This is a genomic window from Sphingomonas sp. Leaf357 (assembly GCF_001423845.1).
Taxonomy (GTDB): domain Bacteria; phylum Pseudomonadota; class Alphaproteobacteria; order Sphingomonadales; family Sphingomonadaceae; genus Sphingomonas.
The window spans coordinates 183,051-202,823 of record NZ_LMPM01000003.1 but is presented as its reverse complement, the minus strand read 5'-3'; the positions used below and the strand labels follow the sequence as shown (position 1 = coordinate 202,823).

Genomic DNA, 19,773 nt, shown 5'->3' with positions numbered 1-19,773 from the left:
TCTGCTAGCCGCGCCTGCATGTCAGTTGATATCGCAACCGTGAAGAAGATCGCGAGCCTCGCCCGCATCGCGATCACCGATGACGAGGCGGCGCGCATCGCGCCGGAACTCGACAACATCATGGGCTGGATCGAGCAGTTGGGCGAGGTCGACACGAGCGACGTTGCGCCGATGACCGCGGTGATCCCCAACCATCTGCGCCTGCGCGACGATGTCGTGACGGATGGCGGCGTGCGCGATGCGGTGCTGTCGAATGCGCCACAGGCCGAGCATGGCTTCTTCACCGTGCCGAAGGTGATCGAATGATGATCATCGCCAGCCGCCCAATCGTCATCCCGGCGCAGGCCGGGATCGCCGCGTTGGTGTGCACAGCGGGTGCCCAGAATGCAGCGGCCCCGGCCTTCGCCGGGGTGACGGGAGTGTCGTTGTGAGTGAATTGACCGATCTCGGCGTGGCCGCCATTCGGGACGGCGTGCGTGATGGCACGTTTTCGGCGCGCGAAGTGGCCGAGGCATTCAACGCCAATGTCGCCAAGGCGAAGGTGTTGAACGCCTTCCTCGTCGAAACCCCGGACCATGCGCTGGCCGCCGCCGAGGTCGCCGATGCGGCGCGTGCCGCCGGCGAGACGCTAAAGCCATTGGCCGGCGTGCCGATCGGCATGAAGGACCTGTTCTGCACCAAGGGCGTGGCCTCGACCGCCGCCAGCCTGATCCTCGAAGGCTTCACGCCGCCGTACGAATCCACCGTGTCGGGCAAATTGTGGGATGCCGGCGCTGGGATGCTCGGCAAGCTGAACATGGACCAGTTCGCGATGGGATCGTCCAACGAGACCAGCGCGTTCGGCAACGTGATCTCGCCGTGGCGGCGGAGCGACGGCGGCAATGCCGCGCTCGCACCGGGCGGATCTTCGGGTGGGTCTTCGGCGGCGATCGCGGCGCGGTTGTGCCCGGCGGCGACCGGCACCGACACCGGCGGTTCGATCCGCCAGCCGGCCGCGTTCGTCGGTATTTCCGGCATCAAGCCGACCTATGGCCGCTGCTCGCGCTGGGGCGTGGTGGCGTTCGCCTCGTCGCTCGACCAGGCGGGGCCGATGGCGCGGGACGTGCGGGATTGCGCGATCATGCTGGAGGCGATGGCCGGGTTCGATCCCAAGGACGCGACCTCGCTCGACCTGCCCGTGCCGAAGTGGGAAGCGGGTTTGTCCGGCGATCTCAAGGGCAAGCGGATCGGGATTCCGAAGGAATATCGCGTCGACAACATGCCGGCCGAGATCGACGCCTTGTGGCAGCAGGGCATCGCCTGGGCGAAGGATGCCGGCGCGGAGATCGTCGAGGTTTCGCTGCCGCACACCAAATATGCGCTGCCGGCCTATTACATCATCGCGCCGGCCGAGGCGTCCTCGAACCTCGCCCGCTATGACGGCGTGCGGTACGGCCTGCGCGATCTGCCCGAGGGGGCAGGACTTCAGGACATGTATGCCGCAACCCGCGCCGCCGGCTTCGGGCCGGAGGTGAAGCGCCGCATCATGATCGGCACATACGTTTTGTCGGCCGGTTTCTACGATGCGTATTTCACGCAGGCCTCGAAGGTCCGCGCGCTCATCGCTCGCGATTTCGACCGGGCTTGGGAGCATTGCGACCTGCTGCTCACCCCGACCGCGCCCAGCGCCGCGTTCGCGCTGGGCGAGAAGAGCGCCGATCCGATCGCGATGTATCTGAACGACGTGTTCACCGTGCCGTCCTCGCTGGCCGGCCTGCCGGCGATGAGCGTGCCGGGCGGGCTGGATGCCAACGACCTGCCGCTGGGGCTGCAGATCATCGGCAAGGCGCTGGACGAGCAGGGCGTGCTGAACGCGGGTCTGGCATTGGAGGAACGCGCTGGATTTACCGCGCGGGCGGAGGCTTGGTGGTGAGCGCATATACTCTTCGCGGCAACACCGGCGATTGGGAGGTCGTGGTCGGCCTCGAAGTGCACGCGCAGGTGACGTCGAACGCCAAATTGTTCTCGGGCGCGGCGACCGCCTTCGGGGCGGAGCCGAACACGCAGGTGTCGCTGGTCGATGCGGCGATGCCGGGGATGTTGCCGGTGCCGAACCGCGAGTGCATCCGCCAGGCGGTGCGCACCGGCATGGCGATCGACGCCGTGATCAATCCGTGGTCGCGTTTCGACCGCAAGAACTACTTCTATGCCGATCTGCCGCAGGGCTATCAGATCAGCCAGCTGTACCATCCGCTGGTCGGCGAGGGCGCGATCGACATCAGCCTGGACGACAAGAATCCGGACGCGAGCGGCAAGCGGATCGGCGTCGAGCGCATCCATGTCGAGCAGGATGCCGGCAAGCTGATGCACGATCAGCATCCGACGCGATCCTATGTCGATCTCAACCGGTCGGGCGTGGCGCTGATGGAGATCGTGTCGAAGCCGGACCTCGCGTCTCCCGCCGAAGCGGGGGCGTATCTGCGCAAGCTGAGGTCGATCCTGCGCTATGTCGGGTCGTGCGACGGAAATATGGAAGAGGGTTCGATGCGCGCCGACGTCAATGTCAGCGTGCGCAAGGTCGGCGATCCGGAACTCGGCACGCGGACCGAGACGAAGAACGTCAATTCGGTGCGCTTCGTGATGGCGGTGGTCGAGCAGGAGGCCAAGCGCCAGATCGAGGTGATCGAGGACGGCGGCAAGATCGTGCAGGAAACGCGCCTGTACGATCCCGACCGGAACGAGACGCGGTCGATGCGCTCGAAGGAAGATGCGCACGATTACCGCTACTTCCCCGACCCCGATCTGTTGCCGCTGGAACTCGATCAGGCATTTCTCGACGAATGCCGCGCAAGTCTGCCCGAACTGCCCGACGCCAAGCGGGCGCGGTACGAGGCGCTGGGCGTCACGCCGTATCATGCGGCGGTGCTGACGGCCGAGGTGGAGAATGCGCGCTGGTTCGATGCGCTGCTGGATACGGGTACCAAGCCGGTCGCGGCGGCGAACTGGGTGACGTCGGAACTGTTCGGTGCGCTCAACCGGCTGGGCAAGGATATCGGCAGTTCGCCGATCACGCCCGACGGCGCGGCCGAACTGCTCGGCCTCGTCGCGGACGGCACGCTTTCGGGCAGTCTCGCCAAGCAGGTGTTCGAGATCATGCTCGAAACCGGGCAGGGCGCGGGCACCGTGGTCGAGGAACGCGGCCTGAAGCAGACCAGCGACACGGGCGAGATCGAGAAGGTGATCGCCGAGGTGATGGCGGCCAATGCCGACAAGGTCGCCGACTATCGCGGCGGCAAGGACAAGCTGTTCGGCTTCTTCGTCGGCCAGACGATGAAGGCGATGGGCGGCAAGGCCAATCCGGGCGTGGTGAACGACCTGCTGAAGACGGCGCTGGGGTGAACGCCCGGCAGCCGCTCTAAATTCGGTAACGACGTCGTCGATTCGCGAATCGGCGAAGTTCACGCAAGTTCACGCGGTATCGGCGCGGACGACGGTGTCGGCCGCCGAAGTTCACACAAGTTCACACGGTACGCGGCCTGATCGTGTCGGGCCGGGCGGGGCGTGCGGTCAGATTTCTCGGCGATGTCAAAGAGCGACTTCGAGCATAGTGGATCGGCGGCATGTAGGACAGCGTGACGTCCCCAATCGATGAGAAAGCTCTTCTGCTTGCCTGCCGAAGGTGAGCGCCTGGCGATTTTGTTTGAAATCGGGGATTGCTACATCGTCAATCCCGCGAAGGCGGAAATCCATGGTCGCTGCACCTTGTGAGAATTACTTGGACCAGCCAGTATGGATTTCCGCCGTCGCGGGAATGACGAAGATCTTGTTCAACCACACGTCATCAAGTTTAGCGCGGACGGGAAAGGTTATCATGGTTCCGCGCTGGCCGCACTGAACTATGGCTTGCATCGTCCAGAAGGGTGTGGATTAATATCACCGTGGCTGCGGTTCGGGGGTGAAAGCAGCAATGGGGGTTTCGATGTTTCGCGGTCTGCTGGCGCCTATTCTGGCGGTGGTGATGCTTGTTTCGAGCACACATACTGCCCATGCCCAAGAAAAGTCCGGCATCAAGGAAGGCTTCGTCCTCAAGGAGCAGTCCGCTAAGATCTTGTTGATCCGCCCGACGATCAAGGTCGGTGCGCAATCGACCGGGCGGATGTTCGAACCAAACGCCGATTGGACCGCGCAGGCCAAGGAAAATCTCGGCGCGGCGCTGGCCGTTGCTCAAGGCAGACTGGGTAACGAAGTGATCGTTGCCGAAGAGCCGATCGGCGCGGCGGCGGAGAAGATGGCGGATTATCGCGCGTTGTTTTCCGTCCTCGCGGACTCGGTGATCCGCTATCAATTCTTTCCCGGCAATCGTCTGCCGACCAAGAAGCGCAAGGGCGTGTTCGATTGGACGATGGGGCCGGGGGTGGCCGAGATCGGCAAGGGGACGGGCGCGGACTATGCCTTGTTCATCCACAACGAAGATCAATACGGATCGACCGGGCGCAAGATCCTGCAGATCGTCGCGGCGATGGCGTATGTTTCGGTGAAATCCGGCGAACATGCCGGCTATGCGGGTCTGGTCGATCTGCGCACGGGCGATCTTGTCTGGCTCAACGCCGACCGGGCGATGGGCGGTGACGTGCGCACGCCCGAAGGGGCGCAGAAGCGCATCGCGCAATTGCTGGAGGATTTTCCGGGCAGTACGTCGAAGCCGGCACCGGCCATCGCGGCGGCCAAGTAGGTGCGCCGCTTGGGCGGTTGGTGCATGGCGGCGTGCCTAGCCGCGACGCCACCGGCGTTCGCCAAGGGCGACGCGATCCCGGCGCTGCCAACCTATACCGCGGCGTACGAGCCGCAGGGGGTGGACGAGCGCGGGCTGTGGATGCAGATGGACGAAGCCGAGCGCGCGCTGCGCGATTCCAAGGCCGTCATCAACGACCCCGGACTGGTCCAATATGTCCGCGATGTCGTGTGCCGGACGGTGGGCGAGGACCGATGCCGGACGGTACGGGTCTACATCCTGCGCGATGCCAGCTTCAACGCATCGATGGCGCCGAACGGCATGATGCTGGTGCATACCGGCCTGTTGCTGCGGGCGCGTAGCGAAGCCGAGCTGGCGGCGATCCTGGGGCACGAATTCGCGCATTTCGAACTGCGTCACTCCCTGAACGGTTTCAAGCAGCGCCGCACCGCGACCGATATCTTCGAATGGGCCGGTGTCGTGGTGTCGGGGGCGGTCGCCGTCGGTGGGCGCGGGGCGTACCAAGTGGCGCGGGCCGCGCGGTCGGTGCAGATGAGTGCCGTTCGTTCGATCTTTTCCAATTCGCGCGAGCAGGAGCGGCAGGCCGATCGCCTGTCGATGGCCTATCTCAGGACCTCGCCGTACGATCCGCAATGCTTCTCGCAGATCTGGAGCCGCCTGATGGACGAGGCCGATGCCACGGCGCACGGCCGCAGACAGCGCAGCAGGCGGTATGACAAGGTGTCGTTCTTCGCCACGCACCCGACCGACCTCGAACGCGCGACGTATCTGCGCGAGATCGCCGATGGGATGAACAAGTCCGGCGCGGACGCGGCCGAGCGCTATCGCACGGCGCTGACCGCGTGGCATCCGCAATTGCTGGCCGACCAGATCAGGCTCAACGACTTCGAGGGCACGGATTATCTGCTGACCGGGTTGGCCCGGGATCGCTGGACCGCGTCGCTGTTGTTCGCCCGCGGCGAATTGTACCGCACGCGCGGCCATCCGCGCGATCTGGTGTCGGCGGTCTCGTTCTACCGCGATGCCATCGCGCAGGATGCGACCAACGCCGAGGCGTATCGCGGTATGGGCCTGGCGCAGTTGCGCAGTCGGGATCCGCAAGCGGCGGAGACGCTGAAAAAGTATCTCGCGATGAAGCCGGATGCTTCGGACAATGCGATGATTTCCACTCTTTTGCAGTGAGTTGAACGATGACTGTGGTGAAGGCGTTCGGCCCGGCTCTGGCGGGTTTCGCGATGATGATCGCGGTGCCGGTCTGGGCGGGCAACAAGCTGATCCCGCAAGGCACAAAGGTCGCGGTCGCGAAATCCGGGCTGACGGTTAACCCGGATCGCGAATGGAACAGGATGGGTGCCCGGCCGGGGCGTAATTCGGAGACCTGGACGATCGATGGCGACGGCCTGAACGACGTGACCTTCTATAGCGGGATCGAGAACGACAAGACGCTGTTTCGCGAAGTGAACAAGCGGGCCAAGCCCTTGCCGAGGTTCGCGTCGAACATGCTGCTCACCGATATCCCGGCGCTGTTCGAGAACAGCTACAGCATCGCGCTCGACACCCAGGTGATGAAGATCGATTCGGTCCAGTCGACGACGTTTCTGGGGGCAAAGGGAATCAAATTCTCGTTCACGTTTTCGCGGCTGAACGAGGAGGTGCGGCGCAAGGGCGAAGCGTCGGCGGCGATCATCGACGGTCGGCTGTACATGATCACGTTCGAGGCGCCGGACGTCTATTATTTCGAACGGGACGTTCCCGCCTACCGGGCCGTCGTTGCGAGTGCGGCGATCGAGGCTGGGGCGGCCCGGAAGTAATCGATGAGTTTTGCTTTCCCCACAAGTGTATTCGGTACTTTTCCGGCGGAGGCCGGGGCTCAGTCGCGGAAGTCGAAGTTACTCCGCGCAGCGCTCGATCACTCCTGCTTTGCAACTGGGCCCTGGCCTCCGCCGGGGAAGCATGGATCTTTAAGGGGCTTAAGCTTCAAGCCGATCTGCGCCGTTACTGGGCGTCGTCCCCTTGATTCTTCGTCTCTCCGCCGGTGCCGCCGACGCCGTCGGGCAGCCCGGGCGAGGTTAAGGCATCCGGCTCGCGTCCGCCTTCGCCGCGCTCCACCGCATCCTTGCGCGCTTCGACCTCCTGCTGGAGGTCGCTGCGATCATCTTGCTTGCTGTCGTCGGGCATGATCGGTTCCTCAGGCAATGGGGGAGACGGGGGTTTCGTCATAAGGCTGGCCCGGCGCGATGTCGGGGCTGGTGCCGGGCGTCTGATCGGGCACGTCCACGTCCGGCTGCGGAGTCGGAAGCTCGGTCGGGGCGGGATCGGGCTGGGCCGGGGTGTTAGTGTCCGGCTGCGCCGGCTGGCTGGGGAAGGGGGGCAGTTCGGTGGGGGGCTTGCTCGCCATCATCAGTCTCCTCGGCATCTTGAACGCGCCGGGGTCGGGAGGGTTGCCGGACGGGCCAATAAAGCCACTGTCGCGCCTCGTGCGCGATGCGACTTGCCCCCGGCCCACCTGTTGCTATAGACGCCGCCGACCTGCGGTGTCCGAGTGCGGGCGTGGCGGAACTGGTAGACGCGCTTGGTTTAGGTCCAAGTATCGCAAGATGTGGGGGTTCGAGTCCCTTCGCCCGCACCAGTCCTTCGCGTAAGTGCGAGGGGCTGAGCAAAAAATATTCCTGAAAAGGCGTGAGAGTTGAAATGCAGACTGTCGAGACGTTGAACGAAGGCCTGAAGCGCGCCTACACCCTGAAGATCACCGCCAAGGACATCGATTCCAAGGTCGATGCCGAGCTGAAGCGCGTTGCACCGCAGGTGCGCATGCCCGGCTTCCGGCCCGGCAAGGTGCCGGCGAACCTGGTGCGCAAGATGCACGGTCCGTCGCTGATCCAGGATGCGCTCAACAGCTCGATCCAGGAAGGCATCCAGACGCTGATCGCCGAACAGCGCATCCGCCCGGCGATGCAGCCTTCGGTCAGCCTCGAGGGCGACTACGAAGCCGGCAAGGATGCCGAGATCAAGGTCGAGCTGGAAGTCCTGCCGGACGTGCCGACGCCGTCGATCGATGGCCTGAAGCTGGAGCGCCTGACGGTGCCGGCGGACGAAGCCGCGGTGCAGGCACAGCTGCAGAAGTTCGCCGACCAGCAGAAGTCGTGGGACGATGCCGAGCCCGCCTATGCGGCGAAGGCCGGCGATCTCGTGACCGTCGATTTCGTCGGCAAGACCGCCGACGGTGTCGCGTTCGAGGGCGGCACTGGGTCCGACATGGCGGTCGAGATCGGCGCGGGCCGCCTGATCCCCGGGTTCGAGGATCAGGTGATCGGCGTGAAGGCCGGCGACGAGAAGCAGATCAACGTCACCTTCCCGGAGGATTACCAGGCCAAGGATCTGGCCGGTAAGCCCGCCACGTTCGATCTCGTCGTGAAGTCGGTGAAGACCGCCGGCGAGAGCAAGATCGACGAGGATCTGGCCAAGAATCTCGGCCTCGAGAGCCTCGAGCAGCTTTCGGGCCTGCTCAAGGGGCAGATCGAGCAGGAGCTGAACGGCCTGACGCGCACCTACATGAAGCGCAAGCTGCTCGACCAGCTGGCCGAGGGGCATGATTTTCCGGTGCCGCCGTCGATGGTCGAGGCCGAATTCGGCCAGATCTGGTCGCAGCTCGAGCATGAAGCGACGCATGAGGAAGATCCGGCGGCGGCGATCGCCGAGATGGAGTCCGAGCGCGACGATTATCGCAACATCGCCGAGCGCCGCGTGCGCCTCGGCCTGCTGCTGTCCGAGATCGGCCAGGCCAACGGCATCGAGGTTTCCAGCCAAGAGATGAACCGCCTGATCGCGCAGGCCGCGCAGCAATACGGCCCGGAAGATCGCAAGCGCTTCATCGATTACGTCCAGCAGGAGCCGATGGCGGCCGCCCAGCTGCGCGCGCCTCTGTATGAGGACAAGGTGGTCGATTTCCTGTTCGAGAAGGCCGAGATCAGCGATCGCGACGTGACCCGCGAAGAGCTGGAAGCGGCGATCGAATCGGAAGAGGGCTTCTCGTCCGGCACGCACACGCACGATCACGACAATCATAAGCCCAAGGGCAAGGGCAAGAAGGCCGCTGCGAAGGCCGAGCCGGCCGAGGGCGAGGCTGCGGCCGAAGCTCCGGTCGAGGCAAAGCCCGCAAAGAAGGCCGCGGCCAAGAAGGTCAAAGCGGCCGATATCGAGCCGGCAGCCCCGGGCGATGCGTTGGTCGAGGCCGAGCCGGTGAAGAAGGCGGCAACGAAGAAGGCTCCGGCGGCGAAGGCGGAAGCGGCCGATGCTGCTCCGGCGGACGAGGCGGCACCGGCCAAGAAGGCTGCGGCGAAGAAACCGGCGGCGAAGAAGGCGTAACGCACGTCCTCTGACACGTCGTCATCCCAGTGCAGGCTGGGATCTCAAGCGGCTCTTGCGGGACAGGAGCCGCACGAGACCCCAGCCTATGCTGGGGTGACGAGTTGGATAGGTCGGCAGCGGATGAACAGGCAGGGGCAGGCGATGACAACCGAAACCGCTCCAACCATCGCCGTCCTGCTGCCCTGTTACAACGAGGAAGCCGCGATCGCGCAGACGGTGGCGGCGTTCCGCGCCGCGCTGCCCGACGCGACGATCTACGTCTACGACAACAACAGCCGCGATCGCACGATCGAGGTCGCTCGGGCGGCGGGGGCGATCGTGCGGATCGAGCGCATCCAGGGCAAGGGTGCGGTCGTCCGGCGGATGTTCGCCGATGTCGATGCCGACATCTATGTGATGGCCGATGGCGACGCGACCTACGACGCGACCGCCGCGCCGGCGCTGATCGCGCGCATGCTGGACGAACAGCTCGACATGGTCGTCGGATCGCGTGTGACGCAAGAGACGGCGGCGTATCGCCGCGGGCATCAGCTCGGCAACCGCGCGATGACCGGCCTGCTGGCGCAGCTGTTCGGACGCAGCTTCACCGACATCTTCTCCGGCTACCGCGTATTCTCGCGCCGCTTCGTGAAGAGCTTCCCGGTGCTGTCGGCGGGGTTCGAGATCGAGACCGAGATCAGCGTCCACGCGCTGGAACTCAAGATGCCGACCGGCGAGATCGAGACGCCGTATTTCGCGCGGCCCGAAGGATCGGTGTCGAAGCTCAGCACCTATTCGGACGGCTTCCGCATCCTGCGCACGATCGCCACGCTCTACCGGATCGAACGGCCGGTGCTGTTCTTCGGCGTGATCGCGGCATTTTTCGCCGGGCTGGCGGTGATCCTGTCGATCCCGCTGATCCTGACCTATATTGAGATACGGCAGGTGCCACGTTTCCCGACCGCGATCCTGATCACGGGCCTGGGCATCATGGCGGCGCTGAACGTCTTCTGCGGACTGATCCTGGATACGGTGGTGCGCGGACGGCGGGAAATGCGGCGGCTGGCCTATCTGTCGCACCGCGCGCCGGGCGGGCCGGATCGCCGATCCTGACCGGCGGGCGGGCGCGAAGGGCTTGAACTCGTTTCCGCCAGCGACGATGTATAGCCTTCGCCACACTGGCACCTTTGGGGCATAAGGACTGAACTCTTCCATGCATAATCCGTTCGAAACCGGCAATTTCGCTCCTCCGGGGTTCCGCGCCGATCCGATCACCGGCGGCCTCGTGCCGATCGTGATCGAACAGTCGAACCGCGGCGAGCGCAGCTTCGACATCTATTCGCGCCTGCTGCGTGAGCGTATCATCTTCATCACCGGCGGCGTCGAGGACCATATGGCCTCGGTGATCACCGCCCAGCTGCTCTTCCTGGAGTCCGAGAACCCCAAGAAGGACATCTTCATGTACATCAACTCGCCGGGTGGCGTGGTGACCGCCGGCATGGCGATCCACGACACGATGCAGTATATCCGTCCGCGCGTCGGCACGGTGTGCATCGGGCAGGCGGCGTCGATGGGCAGCTTCCTGCTGGCCGCGGGCGAACCGGGCATGCGCGTCGCGCTGACCAACGCGCGCATCATGATCCACCAGCCGTCGGGCGGGGCGCAGGGCATGGCGAGCGACATCCAGATCCAGGCGCAGGAAATCCAGCGCATCAAGAACCGGATGAACTCGCTCTACGCGCAATATACCGGCCGGCCGCTGGAAGAGATCGAGAAGGCGATGGATCGCGACACGTTCCTGGAAGCCAACGAGGCGAAGGCGTTCGGCCTGATCGACGAGGTGTTCGACAAGCGCCCCGCCGTGACCGACGACAGCGGTTCGACGCCGGTGTTGCCGGCTTCTTAAGGCGTTTATTGCTACTTGTACGATCGAAGGCGGGCAGCCTAAGATGGCTGCCCGCGCTAGCGCGCCCCCAAGCGCGAAGGATGGATTGAATGACGAAGTTGAGCGGCGGCGATTCGAAGAGCACGCTTTATTGCTCGTTCTGCGGGAAATCGCAGCACGAGGTGCGCAAGCTGATCGCTGGTCCGACGGTGTTCATCTGCGACGAGTGCGTCGAGCTGTGCAACGACATCATCCGCGAGGAAACCAAGTCCGCGCTCGTCAGCAAGAAGGACGGGGGCGTGCCGACGCCGCAGGAAATCTGCGACGTGCTGGACGATTACGTCATCGGCCAGAAGCGCGCCAAGCGCGTGCTGTCGGTCGCGGTGCACAACCATTACAAGCGACTGAATCACGGCCAGAAGGGCGCGGACGTCGAACTCGCCAAGTCGAACATCCTGCTGGTCGGCCCGACCGGGTGCGGCAAGACGTTGCTGGCCCAGACGCTGGCGCGCATCCTCGACGTGCCGTTCACGATGGCCGATGCGACGACGCTGACCGAGGCCGGCTATGTCGGTGAGGATGTCGAGAACATCATCCTGAAGCTGCTGCAGGCGTCGGATTACAATGTCGAGCGGGCGCAGCGCGGCATCGTGTACATCGACGAGATCGACAAGATTTCGCGCAAGGCCGAGAATCCCTCGATCACGCGCGACGTTTCGGGCGAGGGCGTGCAGCAGGCTTTGCTCAAGCTGATGGAAGGCACCACCGCCAGCGTGCCGCCCCAGGGCGGGCGTAAGCATCCGCAGCAGGAATTCCTGCAGGTCGACACCACGAACATCCTGTTCATCTGCGGCGGTGCTTTCTCCGGCCTCGAAAAGATCATCGGCGATCGTCTGCAGGGCAAGTCGATCGGGTTCGGCGCGTATGTCGCGTCCCCCGAGGAACGCCGCACGGGCGAGACGCTGAAGTCGGTCGAGCCGGAAGATCTGCTGAAGTTCGGGCTGATCCCGGAATTCGTCGGCCGCCTGCCGGTCATCGCCACGCTGGAAGATCTCGACGTGCCGGCGCTGGTGACGATCCTGACCGAGCCGAAGAACGCCCTGGTCAAGCAGTATCAGAAGCTGTTCGACATGGAGGACGTGAAGCTCGGCTTCACCGACGACGCGCTGGTGACGGTCGCCAAGAAGGCGATCGATCGCAAGACCGGCGCGCGTGGGCTGCGGTCGATCCTGGAGGGCATCCTGCTCGATACGATGTTCGATCTGCCGGGGATGGATTCGGTCGACGAGGTGATGATCGACGGCGACGTGATCGAGGGCCGCAAGGAACCGATCCGCGTCTATGCCAAGAAGGAAAAGTCCGGCGCGGCCTGAGGGGCTGGTTTCCGGGAAGTTAGAGGCGGGCGTCGAGCGATCGGCGCCCGTTTTGTTTTGAGGTGGCGAGGCGTCGGCTGGTTTGTTTTGCAGCCTCTCGCGCCCAGTTAGAATGCGCTCACACCAGTGGGGTCGTCACCCCGGATTTGATCCAGGGTCCAACAAGCGGCTTTCGATGAGTGTGAAAGGCAGTGCGGGCGCTCGCGGCACGTCGGATCCCGGATCAGGTCCGGGATGACGGTGCTTTTTTGGCATTGGGTGCGCTCACATATTTAAGAGCGCCTGATCACCCTGCTATCCCAACCTCCACCCGGCCGGCAAGATGACGCGAAATCTTCGCGAACGGGAGCTTTTTCCCGGCTCGAACATTCCGTATGCAGAACGATCCGGGGACCGACGCATGACCGACATCGCCAATCCAGCATCAGCACCGGGGCTGACGACACGGCAGGCGCTGCCGATCTGGACGATGCTGTTCCCGGTGCTGAGCGTGATCGCGGTTCTCGCGGGGCTTGCCAAGCTGGGCGCGCTGGGGACGATCGCCGCGGCGGTAATCCTGATCGGCGCGGTGATCGCCGCCGTGCATCATGCCGAGGTCGTGGCGCACCGGGTGGGCGAGCCGTTCGGCACGCTGGTGCTGGCGGTCGCGGTGACGGTGATCGAGGTGTCGCTGATCGTCTCGTTGATGCTCGCGGAACCGAGCGCTGGCCCGGCCGGCACGCCGGGCGCGGCCTCCAGCCTGGCGCGCGATACGGTGTTCGCGGCGATCATGATCATCCTCAACGGGATCATCGGCCTGTGCCTGCTGGTGGGTGGGCTGCGCCATCACGAACAGAGGTTCACGCTGCGCGGAATGAGCGCGGCGCTGTGCGTGCTGGCGGCGATGGCCGTCCTGTCGCTGGTGCTGCCGAACTATACGTCGAGCGTGGCCGGGCCGGTCTATTCCTCGTCGCAGCTGATCTTCACCGCGATCGTGTCGCTGATCCTCTACGTCACCTTCGTGCTGGTGCAGACGGTGAGCCATCGCGATTACTTCCTGCCCTCGGGGGATGTCGAGGAGAAGGACGGGCATGCGCCTCCGCCAACCGACCCGGCCGCCTGGTCCGCGTTCGGCCTGTTGCTGATCGCGCTGATCGGCGTCGTCCTGCTCGCCAAGGGGCTGTCGCCGACGGTGGAGAAGGCGGTGCTCGACGCGGGATTGCCGCTCACGGTGGTCGGTATCGTCATCGCCGGTCTCGTGCTGGCGCCGGAAAGCCTCGCCGCGTATCGCGCCGCGCGGCGGGATCGACTGCAGACCAGCCTCAACCTCGCTCTGGGGTCGGCGCTGGCGACGATCGGGCTGACCATCCCGGCGGTGGCGATCGTCAGTCTGGTGCTCGGGCTGCCGCTGTCGCTCGGCATCGACCTGAAGAGCATCACGTTGCTGGCATTGTCGCTGTTCGTCGCCACCTTGTCGCTCGGCACGGGGCGGACGACTGTGCTGCAGGGCGCGGTGCATCTGGTGATCTTCGCCGCATATCTGTTCACGACGGTGGTGCCGTAGGCATCGAGCGATTGGCCCATCTCCGTTCGTCCCGAGCCGGTCGAAGGGCGTGTTCGGGGCATGTGCTTCGACAAGCTCAGCACGAACGGAAAGCGGGATAGCCGCTGTAGCGGTGCGCTAGTTGCCGTTCATCACCCCGGCGAGGATCGCGAGGTCGCTGTTGGCGACGGCTATCCCGGTGGCATCCCGATCGGGCGCGGCGGTGCCGTTGTTCGTCGCAGGTGCATCCGGCGAAGAGAAGCCGGCGACGTCCACCGCAGTCCACAGGATACCGGCCGCCCAGATCATGGCGGCCCAGCGGCTGCGGAAAAGCTTGGCGTATGGCATGAGCGGAGCGTGCTCCGGGAGGGGTTAAGGATTGGTGGTCGCGATTGCGTCGACCAACACCCGCCGTCATCCCGGACTTGATCCGGGATCCCGCAGCCTTGCCCCGCACTAGGAAGAAAAGAAGAAGCGGGATCCCGGATCAAGTCCGGGAAGACGAGGGATTAATCGGCGGCGTCGCGTGCCAGCCGCTCCAGCCACGCCTTGGCCTGTTTCGGTTCGCCGACCGCGCTGGCGATGGCCGGGCCGCGTGCCGCCAGGAATTCGGGATGCAGCGCGAAGGGTTCGATGCCGAGCTGATCGCGCATGCGGTCGATCCCGATCGCCAGATCGTCCAGTTCCTGCAGCACCGGCGCCACCCTAGCCGCCATCTGGCGATCCTTGGTATGGCCGAACAGCCCCCAGCGGCCACGCGCGCAATCCTCCAGCGCGGCGATCAGCGTCGTGCGATAGTCCTGTTCGTTTTCCACGCGGCGCAGGTCGAGTTGCTGGAGTCGATCGGCCTTGGCCATTCAGAAGATCCCCGGAACGAAGCGCTTCACGCGCGCGGCATAGGCGTCATAGTCCGTGCCGAACATGTCGCGCAGCAGGCGTTCCTCATGCCCGATGCGCAGCCAGGTGCCGAGCGCGAAGATCGGCACGCCGTACAGCAGTCGATGCGTATGGCCGAAGGCGATCGCGAGCGCGAGCATGAGCAGGAACAGGGCGACGTAGATCGGGTGGCGCACGAAAGCGAACGGCCCGTCGGTGACGAGGCTGTGATCGGACCGGGTGCGGGCGACCAGGCTCCAATTCCTGCCCATCGTGCGCGACGCGGCGAAGAACAGCCCGACCGTCGCGGCCATCAGCAAGGCGACGATCGCCGCCTCGCCCAGCGCGAGCGGGGACGCAGGATCCAGCGCGATGTTCTGCGGGCCGAAGCAGCACAATCCGATGCCGAGGCCTTGCACGACGATGCCGATCCAGGACCGGTTCGCGCGTTTGCCGCCGCCGCCCTCGGGCTTGGGCACGCCGCGCAGCCGGGCGGCGTATAGCGCGGCAAGGAACAGGACGAAGCCGAGGCCCAAAGCGATCAGCCCGGGCCAGCCGACCGGATCGCCGGGCCGCATCACTTGGCACCCTTCGCGGCCTGCGCCGCGCGCCAGGCCTGCGCTTCCTCGATCGCGACCGAGCGGCGCAGCACACGGGCCATAGGATCGATCACGACATGGGCCTGCGGCGCGACCGACAGCGTGTCCTTGCCGCCGGTCATCGCCAAGCGGGTCAGCTTGCCGTTCACCTCGACCTCGATCGGCATCGGGAAGGGCAAATCCTTCGGCGTCTTCCAGCCGAGCGACAGCGTGCCCCCGCTGCGGGTCTCGACCAGATCGGGCAGCGCCGCCTGACGCAGATACACGTCGAAGAACCAGCCGTAATCCTTGCCCGTCACCTGCTTGACGAAGCCCTGATATTCGGTCGAACTGGCGAAACGCGGCGCGAAATTGCCCGGTCTGGGATCGGTGCGGCCATAGACGGCGAGGCGGGTGACGTCGAAAAAGTCCTTGTCGCCGATCAGACCGCGCAGGGTGTGCAGCATCCACGATCCCTTGACGTAGATGTCGCCGCCGGGGCCGCCATTCTCGGTCTTGTAGACGTCTTCCTCGCTGCGCGGCTTGCCGGAGATGATCGGTGCCTTGTTCAGGATCGTTTCGCGCGATTTGGACAGCATCGCGATGTAGCGCGCATCGCCTTCGCGCCACTGGCCGTAGAGCGGCTGCATGTACGAGCCATAGCCCTCGTGCAGCCACATATCATCCCAATCGGCGGCGGTCAGCTGGTTGGCGAACCATTCGTGGGCGAATTCGTGCTGGAACAGCCAGTCGAACCCTTCCGGCGCCTTGGCGTAATCGTTACCGTAGCCATTGATCGTCTGGTGCTCCATGCCCTTGTGCGGGGTCTCGACCACGCCGAGCTTCTGGTCGCCCCAGGGATAGGGGCCGATCATGCTTTCGAAGAAATCGAGCGTAGGGGCGAATTCGGCGAACAGCCCCTCGGCCTGCTTCTTCTCGCCCGGCAGATACCAATAGAACATCGGGATCGTGTTGCCGAAGCGGCTCTTGTAGCTGCCTTCGATCACTTCATACGGCGCGACGTTCAGCGCGATGCCGTAGACCGTCGGGTTCTTCACCCGCCAGTTCCAAGTCGTACGGCCGTCGGCCAGCGTGGTCACGCCCTGCAGCACGCCGTTGGACGGTGCCTTCAGGCCCTTCGGCACGGTGATGTGGATATCCATCGATTTCGGCTCGGCGGTCGGCGTGTCCATGCATGGCCAGAACAGGTCGCAGCCTTCGCCCTGCACGGCGGTGGCGACCCACGGCGCGCCGGACGGCGTCTTCGACCAGACGAAGCCGCCGTCCCAGGGCGCGCGGATCGCGACATGCGGTCGGCCGCCATAGCTGATCCGGGCACTGACCTTTTCGCCAGCGGCGATCCGCCGGGGGAGGGTGATCGTCAGCACGCCTTCGGGATTGCTCCACGCCCTGAACGGCAGGGCGACTCCGTCGATCGCGATCGCGGTGGCGGGCAGGTTGCGGTCGAGATCGATGATCAGCCGCGTGAGCGGTGCCTTGGCGGTGAAGTTCAGCGTGGCGACGCCGTCGATCGTCTCGGTCTGCGGCATCACCTCGATCGCGAGATCGACCGTGTCGAGTTGCTGGCGCATCTGTTCCGGGTTCACCGCGCCGCCGGACTTCTGGGTCTGCGCGGTGATTGCCGGCTTGCCCGGTTCGGCGGATGCGGCTGCGGGCACTGTCAACAGCGCCGTCATGCCCGCAAAGGCGGGGATCCAAACTGGCTTACGTCTCGATCGACTGCCGATGTCGGAGCCGATGGATTCCCGCCTGCGCGGGAGCGACGAATTGGAGCAAAGTATCATATCTGGAACCCACGCCACTGCAAAATCATCCCGAGATTGATGGATCGGCAACCATCACCATATAAGATCGGTGAAGCGCCCCGTTCGGGCGCACCCGGAGTATGCATGACCCAATCCTATCCTGTGCTGCCGTTGCGTGACATCGTCGTCTTCCCGCACATGATCGTGCCGCTGTTCGTCGGCCGCGACAAGTCCGTCGCCGCGCTGGAAGCGGCGATGAATGCCGACAAGGAAATCTTCCTCGTGGCGCAGCTCGATCCCGCCGAGGACGATCCCGCGCGCGACGATCTGTACGATCTCGGCGTGACCGCCACCGTGCTGCAACTGCTGAAGCTGCCCGACGGCACGGTTCGTGTGCTGGTCGAGGGCAAGAAGCGTGCGCGCCTCGATGCCCTGGTCGAGGACGGCGCGTTCCTGACGGCCTCGGTCGAGCTGCTCGAAGGCGAGGACGGCGCAGAAGACCTCGATGCCGCCAACGAGAAAATGAGCAACGAGATCGCCGCGCTGATGCGTTCGGTGGTCGACCAGTTCGAGAATTACGCCAAGCTCAACCGCAAGCTGCCGGCCGAGACGGCGGTGCAGCTGAACGAGATCGAGGACGCCTCGCGCCTCGCCGACGCGGTGGCCGCGAACATTTCGGTGAAGGTCGCCGACAAGCAGGCGTTGCTGGTCGAGATGGATGCCGGTCGTCGGCTCGAGATGGTGTTCGGTTTCATGGAAGGCGAACTCGGCGTCCTGCAGGTCGAGAAGAAGATCAAGAGCCGCGTCAAGCGCCAGATGGAGAAGACGCAGCGCGAATATTATCTCAACGAACAGTTGAAGGCGATCCAGCGCGAGCTCGGCAACGAGGGCGAGGAAGGCGAGGGCGACGAGATCGCCGAGCTGACCCAGAAGATCGCGGCGCTCAAGCTGTCGAAGGAAGCGCGCGGCAAGGCGACCGGCGAACTCAAGAAGTTGAAGACGATGGCGCCGATGAGCGCCGAAGCGACGGTGATCCGCAACTATCTCGACGTGCTGCTCGGGCTGCCCTGGGGCAAGAAGTCGAAGGTCAAGAAGGATATCGCGGCGGCGCAGGCGGTGCTCGACCAGGATCATTATGCGCTGGAAAAGGTCAAGGACCGGATCGTCGAATACCTTGCGGTGCAGGCGCGCACCAACAAGCTGAAGGGGCCGATCCTGTGCCTCGTCGGGCCGCCGGGCGTGGGCAAGACCTCGCTTGGCAAGAGCATCGCCAAGGCAACCGGGCGCGAGTTCATCCGCCAGTCACTGGGCGGCGTGCGCGACGAGGCCGAGATCCGTGGCCATCGTCGCACCTATATCGGCTCGCTGCCGGGCAAGATCGTGACGAACCTGAAAAAGGCCGGCACGTCCAACCCGCTGTTCCTGCTCGACGAGATCGACAAGCTCGGCCAGGATTTCCGCGGCGATCCGGCATCCGCGCTGCTCGAAGTGCTCGATCCGGAGCAGAACGCCAAGTTCCAGGACCATTATCTCGAGGTGGATTACGACCTGTCGGACGTGATGTTCGTGTGCACCGCGAACTCGCTGAACCTGCCGCAGGCGTTGCTCGACCGCATGGAGATCATCCGGCTGGAGGGCTATACCGAGGACGAGAAGGTCGAGATCGCGCAGCGCCATCTGCTCGAAAAGCAGATCGAGGCGCATGGTCTGAAGAAGGGCGAGTTCGAACTGACCACCGAGGGTCTGCGCGCGCTGATCCAGTTCTACACCCGTGAGGCCGGCGTGCGCACGCTGGAGCGCGAGATCGCGCGTCTGGCGCGCAAGGCGCTGCGTCAGATCCTCGAGGGCAAGACCAAGAGCGTGACGATAACGCCGGACAACCTCTCCGAATTCGCCGGCGTGAAGAAATTCCGCCACGAACTGGGCGAGGAGGAGAACCAGATCGGTGCGGTCACCGGCTTGGCCTGGACCGAGGTCGGCGGCGAACTGCTGACGATCGAGAGCGTCACCGTGCCTGGCAAGGGCGCGGCGAAGGTGACCGGCAAGCTCGGCGACGTGATGAAGGAATCGATCGACACGGCGCTGAGCTTCGTCAAGGCGCGCGCGCCGAGCTACGGAATCAAGCCGAGTCTGTTCAATCGCAAGGACATCCACATCCATCTGCCCGAGGGTGCGGTGCCGAAGGATGGTCCGTCGGCGGGGATCGGGATGGTGACGGCGATCGTCTCCACGCTGACCGGAGTCGCGGTGCGGCGCGAGATCGCGATGACGGGCGAAGTGACCCTTCGTGGTCGCGTGCTGCCGATCGGCGGTCTGAAGGAGAAGCTGCTCGCGGCGTTGCGCGGGGGGATCAAGACGGTGCTGATCCCGTTCGACAACGAGAAGGATCTGGCAGAAATCCCGGCCAACATCCTGAACGGACTGAAGATCGTTCCGGTCAAACACGTCGACGAGGTGCTCAAGCTGGCGCTGACCGAACCGTTGACCGCGATCGACTGGACCGATGCCGACGAACTCGCCGCCTTGCCGCCCCCGGGCGTCACCCCGGCCGGCGGCGAACTGCATCATTGATCCATATTTGCGGCGTGTCGGCAACGGCACGCCGCAATTGTGCCGTTTTCCGTAGCGGCAGGCGTGATTTTGCTTTGACAGCCCCGATGCGAGTCGCCTTACTGCGCCACCGGCTGCGCGCCG

At 64.8% G+C, this 19,773-nt stretch carries 19 protein-coding genes and 1 tRNA gene; 14 read left to right on the top strand and 6 right to left on the bottom strand.

Annotation, left to right across the window (positions count from 1 at the left end):
• Window positions 1-18 precede the first annotated feature (18 nt).
• The 7 genes from gatC (at window position 19) to ASG11_RS17570 (ending at window position 6,543) form a co-directional block, all read left to right on the top strand.
• The gene (gatC, locus tag ASG11_RS17595; RefSeq protein ID WP_055783359.1) at window positions 19-306 is read left to right on the top strand and encodes an Asp-tRNA(Asn)/Glu-tRNA(Gln) amidotransferase subunit GatC; all 288 of its coding nucleotides are present in this window, start codon (window positions 19-21) and stop codon (window positions 304-306) included.
• Window positions 303-431 carry a hypothetical protein gene (locus ASG11_RS19390; protein ID WP_269083408.1) on the top strand — a complete coding sequence of 43 codons (129 nt, stop codon included), beginning with the start codon at window positions 303-305 and terminating at the stop codon, window positions 429-431. The genes gatC and ASG11_RS19390 overlap by 4 nt, the downstream gene beginning before the upstream one ends.
• Complete coding sequence (gatA, locus tag ASG11_RS17590) at window positions 428-1,912, top strand: Asp-tRNA(Asn)/Glu-tRNA(Gln) amidotransferase subunit GatA (RefSeq protein ID WP_055783356.1); 1,485 nt, start codon at window positions 428-430, stop codon at window positions 1,910-1,912. The genes ASG11_RS19390 and gatA overlap by 4 nt, the downstream gene beginning before the upstream one ends.
• The gene (gene gatB, locus ASG11_RS17585; RefSeq protein WP_443024501.1) at window positions 1,903-3,378 is read left to right on the top strand and encodes an Asp-tRNA(Asn)/Glu-tRNA(Gln) amidotransferase subunit GatB; all 1,476 of its coding nucleotides are present in this window, start codon (window positions 1,903-1,905) and stop codon (window positions 3,376-3,378) included. The genes gatA and gatB overlap by 10 nt, the downstream gene beginning before the upstream one ends.
• Window positions 3,379-3,997: 619 nt before the next feature.
• Entirely contained in the window at window positions 3,998-4,711 is a 714-nt protein-coding gene (locus ASG11_RS17580) for a hypothetical protein (RefSeq protein ID WP_055783636.1), read from the top strand.
• A gap of 24 nt (window positions 4,712-4,735) precedes the next feature.
• Window positions 4,736-5,914, top strand: a complete 1,179-nt coding sequence (locus ASG11_RS17575) for a M48 family metallopeptidase (protein ID WP_055783353.1) — start codon at window positions 4,736-4,738, stop codon at window positions 5,912-5,914.
• An 8-nt stretch (window positions 5,915-5,922) separates the two neighbouring features.
• On the top strand, window positions 5,923-6,543 hold the full coding sequence (locus ASG11_RS17570; RefSeq protein WP_055783351.1) for a hypothetical protein: 621 nt from the start codon (window positions 5,923-5,925) through the stop codon (window positions 6,541-6,543).
• Window positions 6,544-6,727: 184 nt separating this feature from the next.
• On the opposite strand, the gene ASG11_RS17565 is transcribed toward ASG11_RS17570, so the two are convergent.
• Together ASG11_RS17565 and ASG11_RS17560 are read right to left on the bottom strand one after the other, a co-directional pair.
• Window positions 6,728-6,910, bottom strand: a complete 183-nt coding sequence (locus tag ASG11_RS17565) for a hypothetical protein (RefSeq protein ID WP_201781371.1) — start codon at window positions 6,908-6,910, stop codon at window positions 6,728-6,730.
• A gap of 10 nt (window positions 6,911-6,920) precedes the next feature.
• Entirely contained in the window at window positions 6,921-7,130 is a 210-nt protein-coding gene (locus ASG11_RS17560) for a hypothetical protein (protein ID WP_201781370.1), read from the bottom strand.
• Window positions 7,131-7,276: 146 nt separating this feature from the next.
• On the opposite strand from ASG11_RS17560, the gene ASG11_RS17555 reads away from it, so the two are divergent.
• The 6 genes from ASG11_RS17555 to ASG11_RS17530 all read left to right on the top strand — a co-directional run bounded on the left by ASG11_RS17555 (window position 7,277) and on the right by ASG11_RS17530 (window position 13,880).
• A tRNA-Leu gene (locus tag ASG11_RS17555) sits at window positions 7,277-7,361 on the top strand.
• 62 nt (window positions 7,362-7,423) lie between these two features.
• Window positions 7,424-9,097, top strand: coding sequence for a trigger factor (gene tig / locus ASG11_RS17550; RefSeq protein WP_055783346.1), 1,674 nt, complete (start codon window positions 7,424-7,426; stop codon window positions 9,095-9,097).
• 144 nt (window positions 9,098-9,241) lie between these two features.
• On the top strand, window positions 9,242-10,192 hold the full coding sequence (locus tag ASG11_RS17545) for a glycosyltransferase family 2 protein (RefSeq protein WP_055783632.1): 951 nt from the start codon (window positions 9,242-9,244) through the stop codon (window positions 10,190-10,192).
• Window positions 10,193-10,292: 100 nt separating this feature from the next.
• On the top strand, window positions 10,293-10,985 hold the full coding sequence (locus tag ASG11_RS17540) for an ATP-dependent Clp protease proteolytic subunit (protein ID WP_055783343.1): 693 nt from the start codon (window positions 10,293-10,295) through the stop codon (window positions 10,983-10,985).
• An 89-nt stretch (window positions 10,986-11,074) separates the two neighbouring features.
• Complete coding sequence (clpX, locus tag ASG11_RS17535; protein ID WP_055783340.1) at window positions 11,075-12,337, top strand: ATP-dependent Clp protease ATP-binding subunit ClpX; 1,263 nt, start codon at window positions 11,075-11,077, stop codon at window positions 12,335-12,337.
• A gap of 400 nt (window positions 12,338-12,737) precedes the next feature.
• Complete coding sequence (locus tag ASG11_RS17530; RefSeq protein WP_055783337.1) at window positions 12,738-13,880, top strand: calcium:proton antiporter; 1,143 nt, start codon at window positions 12,738-12,740, stop codon at window positions 13,878-13,880.
• A 117-nt stretch (window positions 13,881-13,997) separates the two neighbouring features.
• On the opposite strand, the gene ASG11_RS17525 is transcribed toward ASG11_RS17530, so the two are convergent.
• From ASG11_RS17525 to ASG11_RS17510, 4 genes are all read right to left on the bottom strand, one after another.
• Window positions 13,998-14,207 (bottom strand): hypothetical protein, encoded by a 210-nt coding sequence (locus ASG11_RS17525; RefSeq protein WP_055783334.1) that lies wholly within the window; start codon window positions 14,205-14,207, stop codon window positions 13,998-14,000.
• A gap of 161 nt (window positions 14,208-14,368) precedes the next feature.
• A complete protein-coding gene (locus tag ASG11_RS17520; RefSeq protein WP_055783330.1) occupies window positions 14,369-14,716 on the bottom strand; it encodes a hypothetical protein in 348 nt (115 codons plus the stop codon).
• Complete coding sequence (locus tag ASG11_RS17515; RefSeq protein ID WP_055783327.1) at window positions 14,717-15,313, bottom strand: methyltransferase family protein; 597 nt, start codon at window positions 15,311-15,313, stop codon at window positions 14,717-14,719.
• Window positions 15,313-17,010, bottom strand: coding sequence for a M1 family metallopeptidase (locus tag ASG11_RS17510; protein ID WP_055783324.1), 1,698 nt, complete (start codon window positions 17,008-17,010; stop codon window positions 15,313-15,315). Before ASG11_RS17510 ends, ASG11_RS17515 begins: the two co-directional genes overlap by 1 nt.
• A 213-nt stretch (window positions 17,011-17,223) precedes the next feature.
• On the opposite strand from ASG11_RS17510, the gene lon reads away from it, so the two are divergent.
• A complete protein-coding gene (lon, locus tag ASG11_RS17505) occupies window positions 17,224-19,650 on the top strand; it encodes an endopeptidase La (RefSeq protein WP_055783321.1) in 2,427 nt (808 codons plus the stop codon).
• The last annotated feature ends 123 nt before the right edge of the window (window positions 19,651-19,773 follow it).